Here is an 11733-nt window from a genome sequence, read left to right on the forward strand (position 1 = left end):
ATAGAAAGAAAGTTTAATATACATTTGCCGCTTACATATATTGGAATATGAAGCATCATCTATGCGGCTTGTTTGTGGCCCTGCTGGCAGCCTGTAATACCGTTACGCCACCAGAAGAGCACGCGGCACAAGATAGTTTGGCAACCGCTGCTCCCGTGGCGGCACCTGTTGCGATGGTAACAGATACCGCTGAGGGCCCGCGCTTTCCTGCCGATAGTAATACCATCATTGGAGACTTTAACGGTGACGGACACACGGAATCCGCTTTCGTTGTCCGTACCAAAGAAGGACATGGCAACCCGGTGGAAGATGGCGTACCAGATGAATATGCCATTCAATTTTCCGACACACTGTTACCCCCCATCAACATTGGTTGCTGTGAAGCCAGGTTATTCAATAACAGCGATCTGAATAAAGATGATGCTGACGACATACTGGTATTCCAGGCGCCGATGAATGGCAACACTCATTGGCTAAATACCTGGACCTTCAAAAGTCATCGATGGAAAGAATTGATGGAACCAATTGTTGTTCCAACCGGAGGTGACTATGTGGAAGATGAAGATGTTCGGAAAAGGGTATTTCTCGAAAATGACACACTCTATTTTTTGGATATTGATCCGAATGATGAACATTGGAAATTGCTAAAAAAGAAAGCCGTGTTACGCTAAGCTGTTGATAAAAATGCAGGCGCATATTTAAAACCGAACTGCATTTCACTTAAAGCTTTACTTCAGTTGTACTTAAAGCTTTACTTTAAGCAATCGGGCTTTTTCTACATAAAACACTTTAGACAACCAGATACAACCAACAGAAAACCAAGCAAATATGAAATTTATTAAATCTAAGGCGCTTTTACAACATCTGGCGGCAATTGGCATCTTCGTCGCCCTGGCTTTGGTATTTTGCAGTCCGGTGCTGGAAGGCAAACAATTGTTTCAGTCGGACATGATGCATTTTCAGGGCATGTCAAAAGAGGCCTCAGATTATTATAAAGCAACGGGTGATTTACCGATGTGGACCAACAGCATGTTTGGCGGCATGCCTTCTTATGTGATCTTCACCGGTCCCAGTACCAACAAAATCGGCATGCTAAATAAACTGCTCACGCTTTGGTTGCCCAACCCGGCAGACATGTTTTTTGTGTTGATGATCGGCATGTATGTGTTCCTCACGGTAGTGAATATACGCTACTGGATCAGTATCATGGGCGCCATCGCCTATGGCTTTGCCACCTTTACAGTGGTGAGTATCGACGCCGGACATATTACCAAGGTAATGAGTATGGCTTATATGGCCCCGGTGCTGGCGGGTATGATCCTGGCCTATCGCGGCCGCTATATAGCAGGGGCTTGTCTTACTGCATTGGCCGCCGCCGTGCAGAACTACTACAATCACCCGCAAATTACTTACTATACCCTCATCATGGCCATCTGCCTGGCAGTAGCTGCCGGCATCAACGCCTTCCGCGAAAAACAGCTGCCCGGTTTTCTCAAGGCCACCCTGCTCCTGGCCATTGCCGGCGTACTGGCAGTACTCCCGGCTATGGACAACCTGCTGATCATGAAAGAATATACGAAGTACACGATCCGCGGCAGCCAGTCGGAGTTAACATTGAACCAGCAAGACAAGGAGCATAAAAAATCCGGCGGACTCGATATCAGCTACGCTTTCCAATGGAGCTATGGCAAAGGAGAAACTTTCACCTTGCTGTTGCCTCACCTCGTAGGCGGTTCCAACAGCGAAAAATTGTCGGCCGGTTCCAATACTTATAAAGCACTCACCGAAATTGGGGTGCCTCCCGCTAAAGCGGAAGAAGCCGTGAACAGCGCCAGCTGGCCCTTGTACTGGGCCGGACAACCTTTTACTTCCGGCCCTGCCTATGTAGGCGCTATTATCTGCTTCCTGTTTGTACTATCACTGCTCATCATTAAAAGCTGGCATAAATGGTGGCTCGTAGCCGCTACCATCATAGGGATAGTGCTCAGCTGGGGATCTAATTTTCCGGAACTGAATAACTTCCTCTTTTATCATCTGCCGTTGTACAGTAAGTTCCGTGCCCCTACTATGGCCCTGGCCATTCCGCAGGTAAGCATGGTGATACTGGCCTGCCGGGCATTACAGGAACTGATCTATGGCGATCTGTCCAAGCCATTCTTAGAACAACACCTGAAGATGGCGTTGTTTGTCACCGGTGGACTCGTGGTGCTGCTCGCGTTGGCAGGCAGTGTATTATATCCTTTCAGTGGTCCCGGCGACAATGCCTTTCTTGCCCGCTATGCACAAATGCTGGGCGGAGAAATCCCCGCTGCCAAATTATTGGGCGCACTGAAACAGGACCGCAGCGCGATATTGAGGGCAGACGGCATCCGCGCACTGATACTGATTGTTATCGCCTTTGCGGCCATGTTATTTTTCCTGAAAGGCAAATTAAAAGCAGGACTGGCAGTAGGCATCATTGCAGCAGCCGTTTTGTTTGATCTATTCCAGGTGGATAAAAGCTACGTGAGTGAAGACAGCTTCAGTGAGGCACCCCTGGCGGAATATATGGCTCCTTCTGCGGTAGATCAACAGATCCTGCAGGATAAAGATCCCTATTACCGCGTGATCAATCTGACGACCAATCCTTTCCTCGATGCCAATACTTCTTACTTTCATAAATCAGTGGGTGGTCAAAGTCCGGCTAAGCTATGGATCTACGAAGACCTGATTGAACACCAGCTCACGAAAAACAACATGGCGGTATTCAATATGCTCAATACCAAATACTTTATTGTACCCGATCGTCAATCCGGACAGCCCACTGTGCAACGCAATGCGGGCGCACTAGGCAACGCCTGGTTTGTAAAAGCCATTCAATGGGTACCGGACGCCAATACAGAAATGACGGCACTCGATCAGTTTAATCCAAAGGACACCGTTATCATCGATCAACGTTTCAGATCTGTTACCGGCGCCTTCACCCCTGCGGCCGATAGCAACGCGGTGGTGAACTTAACGAAGTACGGACTGAACGAGTTACAGTACACCGCTCAAAACAGCGGAGAAGGACTGGCTGTATTCTCCGACATTTATTACCCTGCCGGATGGAAAGCTTTTATTGATGGTAAAGAAACGCCGATCATCCGGGTTAACTATGCCCTGCGCGGCCTGAAAATACCTGCAGGCAAACATGCGATCACCTTTACATTTGAACCAGCAACCTTCTTCCTCGGCAGAAAAATATCTGCCATCTCATCGGTGTTATTGCTCATCGGTGTGGCCATCGGGTTTATCTGGAGTGCCTGGAAATCAAGAAGCCGACAGGATGAAAATGCTACGACCGTTAAATAAAATAGCCACGTTTTCATCACGCATAATGATCGTTCTGTCACATTTAGGTGAAAAGCGCCAGGGCTTTGTGTGATTTTTGGATTGTTACCGATTCCAAAATCATCTCACATGAAAACAATATATACCCTCCTCGTTGCTTCCTTCTCCCTGCTATTACTCAGCCATTGCAGGGAAGGAGGAGGCACAATGAGGGCTTACTTCTGGACACGTCAGCAAGGCGACAGTCCCTACTACCTCTACATTAACGATAGCCTGAGAGGCATACTCCCTTATCAGTCAAAGGCGCCCAAACGCGGCGATGCCGATCTTGACAAAAAGACCTGCTTCGTACGCTTAACATCCAGCACACATATTATTGAAGTAAGAGACCAGCAGGGCAATGTGTTGCTCTGGGAAAAATACAAACTGAAAAAAGGCCGGAACAATATATCGCTGAGTATAGCGATCAAAAGTCCTAACGGCAGGAATATACGGGATGCCGACGGAGATTGTACGATAGAAGAACTCAGTTTTTAATTTCCTGCAAAACTGTTTCCATGTTCAAAAATTATTGCAGACACGGCTGGAGAAATCTCCTGAAAAACAAACTCTCTACCGGGATCAATATCGGCGGACTCGCTATCGGTTTAGCCACAGGCATCATTATCCTGCTCTGGATCATTGATGAATATAGTTTTGATACGTTCCATAAAAACAAGGCCGACATTTTCATGGTGATGGAAAACCGGCAACGGGAAGGTGCCTGGACCACCGGCGACGCGACGCAAGGGCCGCTGGCGAAAAAGTTAAAACAGGATTTGCCGGAAATAAAATATGTTTCCCGCAGCGCCTTCGGCGGACAACAGCTGGTACTGTGGGGCAACAAAAGTATTTACCAGCAAAGTATATACACCGATCCCGACTACCTGAATATTTTTACTTACCCCGCCGTCAGTGGAGATCCGGTGGCTGCCCTGCGGGAACCCGGCAATGTGGTGCTCACCGCAAGTGCCGCCACCAGGATATTTGGTGAGCAAAACCCCATGGGTAAAATCATCCGGCACAATAATCAGCACGACCTCAAAGTAGCGGCGGTCATCCGCGATGTACCACCTAACAGTACCACTAAGTTTGATATGATCCTCCCCTTCCGCCTTTATGAACTGGAGAACGTGGACTGGATAGATAAGTGGGATAACTACCGGCTCACCACCTGGGCACAGCTGCAACCGGACAGCCGTCTGGACGCCTTTAATAATAAGCTAAAGCTGGTATCGCGGCAAACCGCCAGTGACAATGACACCAGCAGCTATTTATTTGCCTACCCGTTTACGTCACTGCATCTGTATGGTGGATTTAAAAACGGACAACCTAATGGTGGTCGTATAGAAATCATACTACTACTAGGTACTATTGGGTTATTTATTTTACTGATTGCCTGTATCAATTTCATGAACCTTTCCACGGCACGTTCTGAGCGCCGCGCGCGGGAAGTGGGTGTACGTAAGGCTTTGGGTGCTTCCCGGCGTACCATCATTCTGCAATTCCTGATAGAAGCACTGCTCATTACCTGTCTTGCCATGCTACTCGGCATCCTCCTGGCGAAACTGGCCATCCCGGGATTGAACCGGATTTCGGGCAGAAGTATTTCTTTCAGTTTCGGCAACTGGAAAATTTTGTCAGGACTGCTATTACTGGCGTTATTCACCGGACTGGTATCAGGTAGTTATCCTGCTTTTTTTCTCAGCAGCTTCCAACCGGTAAAAGTATTGAAGGGCGTAGTGGTGAATCAGCACGGCGGTGGTGTGTTCCGGAAAAGCCTCGTGACCTTTCAGTTTGTGATCTCTATTTTTCTCATCATCACCACCATCGTTATTTATAAACAACTGCAGTACGGGGAAAACAGACCACTGGGATACAACCAGGACCAGCTGCTGGAAATCCCTGCGCGTGGCGACATGACCCATCAATTTAAGGTGATACGGGAAGACCTGTTGAGAATTCCGGAAATTGAAAGTGTGTCTGCCGGATCAGATGACCTGCTGGGATTTGGGGGCGCCACCGATGGGGTGCAATGGCCGGGAAAAACGCCTGACCAGAATTTCCCCATCACCATTACCTGGGTGCAATACGACTGGGTAAAAACCGGCGGGCTGCAACTGGCTGCCGGACGTGATTTCAGCGCTGACTACGGCAGCGATTCTATTGGTTGTCTGGTCAATGAGGCTGCCGTAAAGAAAATGGGATTGAAAGAACCAATCATCGGTACATTGTTGGGTACCAATCCTATTATAGGTGTTGTTAAAGATTTTGTGTCAAATGATCCCTACAAATCACCTGGTCCAATGGTGGTGTATTTGAGTACCGGCGCCATGAATCATTTTTTCATACGATTACGGAAAACAGATCACCCGCAAACGGCGCTGACTAAAATTGAGGCGGCGATTAAAAAGAGTAATCCTGAGTTTCCTTTTGAATTTCATTTTACGAAAGAGGCGTATCAGCAGAAATTTACGGGGATCCGGTCTTCCGGATTTATGCTGAACTGGACTGGTAGTCTTGCGATCCTGATCTCTTGTTTGGGACTATTCGGCTTATCGTCTTTCCTTGCAGAAAGGCGTACGAAAGAAATAGGTATCCGCAAAATTATGGGCGCCAGCGCGGGCAGCATCTGGTTGATGCTGGCCAGGGAATTCCTCAAACCTGTTTTCAGTGCTTTCATCATTACCGTACCGATCGCGGTACTGGCGATGCAACAGGCATTGAAAGGTATTGACTACCGCATTGAATTGCAATGGTGGATGTTCCTGGCAGCCGGTATTTTAACGGTGATCATTGCCATCGCCACGATCAGCTACCAGGGCATTAAAGCAGCCGGTGCAAATCCCGTAGGGGCTTTGCAAACGGAATAAATAAATCAGGGATGGGTCAGCAAATGCTCCGGGGCTTCCAGCAGCGATTGTGTTTGCAGGAATACTTCTTTCATCTTCATCTTAAAGCGGGTGGCAGCAGACAGTTCATCCGGCACCAATGTTTCCTGCAGCTCGCTCTGGAAGAGTACTTTCAGGTTCTCTTTCAGCTTATGCAGATTATCCTGCTTGGCCAAACCAGCGGCGAATCCGGCCTCCCGGATAGCCTCTTGTTGTGCAGGCTCAAAGGAGGCTGCATACCAGATCAGTGGCACCTGTTTCAGGCGCTTCACTTTTCTGACTTCCCGCAAAAATAAAATCGCTTCGTCTGAAGGTTGCAAACTGTCCAGGAAAATGTAATCCGGTGTAAAGCCGGATTGCTTTTTTAAATACTCCAACGCTCTGGTGGTATTATCCTGGGCAACGCAGGCTTTGCTGATGTTTAAAAGGTCCAGGGCAAGATAAAACTGGTTACGCCGGTCCCTATCCGGATCAATTAATAAGGAGGTTAGTTTTTCTCTCATTGCAGGGTAGTTTAATGGCAGGAAAAAATTCAGTAACAACTATCTCTTGAAAACAAGCGATGGAAAATTTTTGTTCGTTATCAGCTGCAATATTACACCCGGAAAAGTTCCTGAAAAAATTGGAGGGTGACAATATACCTGCATCTTTCAAAAAACATTAATAATTAACAAAACAGCAACAATGCGCTATGGTATCACGGGTAAAACTACCCTGAACTCCGCTCCTTCCTGCGGAACGCCATTGGCATAAATGTAACCCTTATGGTTAATCGCTATTTTACTGCACAAAGCCAATCCTATACCCGTTCCTTCAAAGGCGGTACGGTCATTTAGCCGTTGAAAAATCTGGAATATTTTAGCGGCATACATCTGATCAAATCCTATTCCGTTGTCCTTTACAACAATGACGTAATAAGATTTCTCCTGATCCAGCTCAGGCAGCTTGATCAATTTATCGGCAGATAACGGCTCCGCATATATTTTAATGAACGGCTTTCTGTCGGGGGATAAAAATTTGAGGGCATTACTCAGGAGGTTGTGAAACAACTGGTTTATCTGCAGGGGGCTCACGAACAAACGAGGCAGTTCGCTGGTTGCTACAGTGACTTCATGCTGACTGATAGCCACTTCAAAATCTATCAGTACATTTTTTAGTATCTCGTTGAGATCCGTTTCTACAAAAGGATCTTTCACATGCACCAGTCTGGAATAGTCCAGCAATTCGTTGATGAGCTGCGACATGCGTTTGGCGCTGAGCATCACTTTGTCGATGTACATCCTAGAGGTATCGGAAAGAACGTCTTTGTTGACGTTATACAACATGCCGGCAAAAGTGTGAATCTTGCGCAGCGGTTCCTGCAAATCGTGACTGGTCACATAGGCAAACTGCTCCAGCTCGCGGTTTGATTTTTCGAGATAGAAATTGGCATCCTGCAGTTCACGGGTACGCTGTTCTACCAGGATTTCCAGTTTATAGGCCAGCTGCATATATTTGGATTCACTCTCTTTCAGCGCAGAAAACAGTCGCCGCTGCTCGGTAATATCACGGGCTATTTTGGAGGCGCCTACCACCTTACCTTGTATATCTTTTATGGGAGAGATGGTTAAGGAGATGTCCAATAGTTGCCCATCTTTCCGGACACGTTTCGTTTGAAAATGATCTACCCGTTCGCCTGCTTTCAACTGTTCTATTATTTTGGGTTCTTCATTCAATCTATCAGCTGGAATAATCCTGGTAATGGGTTCTCCAATCATTTCCGCGGCAGTAAATCCAAACAATCTTTCTGCGCCGGGATTCCAGCTGGTAATGATGCCTTCCAGGGTTTTACTGACAATGGCATCATCAGAATTTTCTACTATAGCCGCCAATTTAGATACATATTCTTCTGCCTCCTTCTGATTGGTGATATCTACCAGCATATTCACCGCGCCTGTCAATATGCCATCGGCATCAAAGAGCGGATCGGGGTAAGGTTGTACCATCCGGCGGGTGCCATCAGGTCGTTCTATCACAATTACTTTCCCCCTGATGGGAGTGGCTCCTTTAATGGCTTGTGCCATAGGGCAGGTATCAAGTGCCATGGGTGTAACGCCATCTGGTTCATAAATTTTCCAGGAGCCGCACCACATATCTATGCCTATACGTGGCTCTCTGCCCCAGAGTGCCACCGCTGCTTCATTATACATGAGTACACGCCCGTTTTTATCACAGGTATATACTGCTGCGGGCAGGCTTTCTAATAGCTGCCGGTAAGCTTCCGCTCCGCCATCCTGCCGGAGTCTTTCCTTGGAGATCCGTATATTGGATTCCATCCCGGATAAAAAGTCTTTGTATTGTTTGTATACAACAGGTGCATGTCCGTTGCTTACTTTATCTGCCGGCAAATGATCTTTCCCTGCCGGAATAAGTACGTTAAAAGTGCTGCCGTCGCCCGGTGCACTGATGATCTGTAACTCACCACCATGCCTTGCTACCAGGTCATTTACCAGTGCAAGTCCGTTATTGCTGTCTTCCTTGCGGAGCAGGCTTTGTTTGATTTCTGCGATGAGCGAAGCGCTCATCCCCATGCCGGTATCCGCCACAGAAAGCTGCACCTGTCCATCCTGCTGGACCAGTCTTACTGCAATGGCGCCGTGCAACGTATATTTAAGCGCGTTAGCCAATAAGGTTAGCAGGATCTTCTCCCACATTTCTCTGTCTACATACACTTCCGCCGTCACCGGTTCAAAATTAATGACGAGGGTGAGCCTCGCCAGCCGGATCACCGGATCGAAATACGCCAGCAGTCCCTTCGTGAAACTGCTGATATCTGTTTTAACAAAAGAGGAAGGTGCGGGGTGGTGTACTATCGCACCGATAGAAAGTATACCCGCGATGTTACCTGCTTCGTTGGCAATCGGGCTGGCGCTGAAATTATAATACCCTCCATCCCGTTGTACCATTTGTAATAAAGGCGTATCAATTGCATCGGCTTCCGCTGCCAGGAGGCTGCTGAACCGGGGCAGCAGCTGCTCCCAGAACCCGGCCCATACCACTGATGCGGGCAGGCCCATGGAAACCGGATGCTGATCTCCCAGCAATGCCCGGCAGGCATCATTATATATATAGATGGCTTCCCGGCCCCACCATAAAAACATGGGTTGGGGTGAAGTAAGTAAAATACGAATACAGGTTCTTAATGCGTGCGGCCAATCCTCCACGGGGCCTAATGGGGAAGTACTCCAGTCAATAGAACGGATCAGTTCACCAGCTTCTCCGCCACCGGAAAGAAATCCAAATGATGCTCCAGACGGTCCACTCAAAGTTGCCTTTATAGGGGCATTTATCATCTTAAAAAAATAAGTTCGTAAAGATATATGCTGGTTGATCCACGCTACACTGCTGCCATTAAAATTCCACAGTCAGCTTAAAACTGGGTAAAAAAATGCACAGAAAATACCTGCTCTGTATATGCTGCTTTTGCTATAAATTGATCCAGTCGTCGGTTCCCGGCGGGCCTTTCCCTTCGCAGCGGCGATAATACCACCAAACGGGGATGCCCCTACGATTGTTCCGGCCTGCACCAATCCTCTATAATTGCAATAATCATGACGAAAGCTTACCTGTTGCCTTTATTTATCCGGGAACCTGATCTGCTCATAGGCAGGAGCTGCTTCTATATAGCCCAATGGGGTGAACTGTTTCCCTTCCTGCTCGTTATACGACACAAAGAAATGCTCTATCTCCCGGATCGTTTGAGCAGACACGGCATCTACGCCTCTAAAGGCTTTAGACGCCACCGGTACGGCAATATAGCGGTCGTTTCGCAAAATAGTGCCGTCTTTTTCCCGCTGCTCTGCTTTAATGGCGCCCAACAAGCGACACTTAATCAAACAGCCGGGAAAACTTTTAAATTCGGAGATCACCATTACATCCAGCGGATCACCATCGGCTCCCTTTGTACCCATGATAAAACCAAAATCATAAGGAAAAACCATTCCGGCGGGCAACATTTTGCTGAGAACAAAAAACCGGGATAAGGGATCAAAATCATATTTCTCGCCACTCCCTTTCGGGGTTTCAATGACAACGGGTAACTCTTTAATGATCATACGCACATTTTGTTGGGTCTAATAAATGGGATAAAGAGGACTCAGGTGCGAAGAAACAAAAAAAGGACCAACCAATTGATATATAATACACAGGAGGGCATAATGATTGTACGAATGATCTAAACTTATCACGATGAGCACTTTCCATATACAACTGCACAGCCACGAAATTGGCGTTACCCGCCAGGGGGAGAATACATTTATTGTTCGCCTGCCCGAAAAGACCATTCACCTGCTCAGAAGGCAGGATAACGAAGGCGCGAATCACTGGTTTGAAGAAGGGAAAGACAATGAAACCACACAAACCAGCGAACTGGGTACGGCTATTGACAGCTGGCTCGCGCAAAATGATGCGGAGGCATAATATAAAAATTATTTCGCGGCTAACGGTGAAGGCCCAACGCAGCCTAAGCCGGGAAAGTCCGGGTTACTTATTTCCTTTATTATGAAAGATAAACAACCCGTCCTTTCCCGCTACGATGATATCTTTTTTGCCGGAGCCGGTAAGGTCATACATGTCAAAGTAAAGCCCTGCTCCTTTTGATCCATAGCTGATCACCTGCTTGGTAAAGGATTCCCCGTTCCACTTAAAGTAATAAATACCACAGGGATCATCGGAGCCCGGATCATGGTCGTTGTGGGCACGGTAACGTTTACCTGTTACCAGTTCTGCTGCACCATCTCCGTCAATGTCTACCCAGGCCATGGTATGGTATTGTGAATTATAGGGATCTATGACATGTTTGATCCACTTACGTTTACCCGTTTTAGCATCTTTTTGTTGTTCGTACCAGTCCAGCCCATAGTCATGGCCTTGTCCTGCAATTAAATCTGTGAGCCCATCCTTGTTCACGTCTGTAACGATCACGGGTACACTGGCGGTACCCAGGTTGAACTCGGGATGAAAAATCCAGGGCGCGGTAAATGGTGATGCGGGTGCTTCCACCCAGCCTTCGGGCAATACCATGTCTACACGCCCATCACCGTTCACATCGCCGAAACCAAGCCCGTGACCGGATTTCCGATCCAGGATCTGATGGGCGGTGAACGTTCCGGTAGCTTTATTATGATGGTAAATAGTCAGCGGATCATTGGGTGTATTTGGAATGATTTCCGGCACGCCGTCTCCATCCAAATCCCAGGAGCGGGTGGTTTCTATATTACCTGGCGTAGCAATGATATGTTCTTTCCATTCCTGGTCGTTCCCCGGATTTTCTTTCCATACCAGCGTTTTGCCAAACCAGCCGCCGGTAATGAAGTCCATGCGGCCATCTCCGTTTACATCGAAAGGGATGGTGGAAAAATCGTCCCAATACTCGCCGAACTGTTTTACGGCACCCATATAATGACGCTTAAAATAAGCCGGGCCTTCGTACCAGAAAGCACCGGATACCAGA

General features: G+C 47.6%; 9 protein-coding genes. 5 read left to right on the top strand and 4 right to left on the bottom strand.

The genetic code is table 11. From position 1 onward, the window contains the following. Positions 1 to 47: 47 nt before the first annotated feature. The 4 genes from VIP81_RS08285 (at position 48) to VIP81_RS08300 (ending at position 6224) form a co-directional block, all read left to right on the top strand. Positions 48 to 671: a hypothetical protein gene (locus tag VIP81_RS08285; protein WP_331958301.1), complete on the top strand. Its 624-nt coding sequence runs from the start codon at positions 48 to 50 to the stop codon at positions 669 to 671. A 157-nt stretch (positions 672 to 828) separates the two neighbouring features. Continuing rightward, positions 829 to 3333 (top strand): YfhO family protein, encoded by a 2505-nt coding sequence (locus VIP81_RS08290; protein ID WP_331958303.1) that lies wholly within the window; start codon positions 829 to 831, stop codon positions 3331 to 3333. 108 nt (positions 3334 to 3441) lie between these two features. Continuing rightward, positions 3442 to 3849: a hypothetical protein gene (locus tag VIP81_RS08295; RefSeq protein ID WP_331958305.1), complete on the top strand. Its 408-nt coding sequence runs from the start codon at positions 3442 to 3444 to the stop codon at positions 3847 to 3849. A 20-nt stretch (positions 3850 to 3869) separates the two neighbouring features. Next, positions 3870 to 6224 (top strand): ABC transporter permease, encoded by a 2355-nt coding sequence (locus VIP81_RS08300; protein WP_331958307.1) that lies wholly within the window; start codon positions 3870 to 3872, stop codon positions 6222 to 6224. A 5-nt stretch (positions 6225 to 6229) separates the two neighbouring features. Here VIP81_RS08300 and VIP81_RS08305 read toward each other — a convergent pair whose 3' ends face one another. The 3 genes from VIP81_RS08305 to VIP81_RS08315 all read right to left on the bottom strand — a co-directional run bounded on the left by VIP81_RS08305 (position 6230) and on the right by VIP81_RS08315 (position 10336). Continuing rightward, positions 6230 to 6745, bottom strand: coding sequence for a response regulator (locus tag VIP81_RS08305; RefSeq protein ID WP_331958309.1), 516 nt, complete (start codon positions 6743 to 6745; stop codon positions 6230 to 6232). A 186-nt stretch (positions 6746 to 6931) separates the two neighbouring features. Beyond that, a complete protein-coding gene (locus VIP81_RS08310) occupies positions 6932 to 9547 on the bottom strand; it encodes a PAS domain S-box protein (RefSeq protein ID WP_331958311.1) in 2616 nt (871 codons plus the stop codon). Between the two features lie 309 nt (positions 9548 to 9856). After that, positions 9857 to 10336 (bottom strand): inorganic diphosphatase, encoded by a 480-nt coding sequence (locus tag VIP81_RS08315; RefSeq protein WP_331958313.1) that lies wholly within the window; start codon positions 10334 to 10336, stop codon positions 9857 to 9859. 133 nt (positions 10337 to 10469) lie between these two features. Here VIP81_RS08315 and VIP81_RS08320 point away from each other — a divergent pair, with 133 nt between their 5' ends. Further along, the gene (locus VIP81_RS08320) at positions 10470 to 10700 is read left to right on the top strand and encodes a hypothetical protein (RefSeq protein WP_331958315.1); all 231 of its coding nucleotides are present in this window, start codon (positions 10470 to 10472) and stop codon (positions 10698 to 10700) included. A 63-nt stretch (positions 10701 to 10763) separates the two neighbouring features. Here VIP81_RS08320 and VIP81_RS08325 read toward each other — a convergent pair. Then, the coding region (locus VIP81_RS08325) for a VCBS repeat-containing protein (RefSeq protein WP_331958318.1) at positions 10764 to 11733 on the bottom strand (970 nt) is incomplete at its 5' end.

This window comes from Chitinophaga sp. (assembly GCF_036566945.1).
GTDB lineage: Bacteria > Bacteroidota > Bacteroidia > Chitinophagales > Chitinophagaceae > Chitinophaga.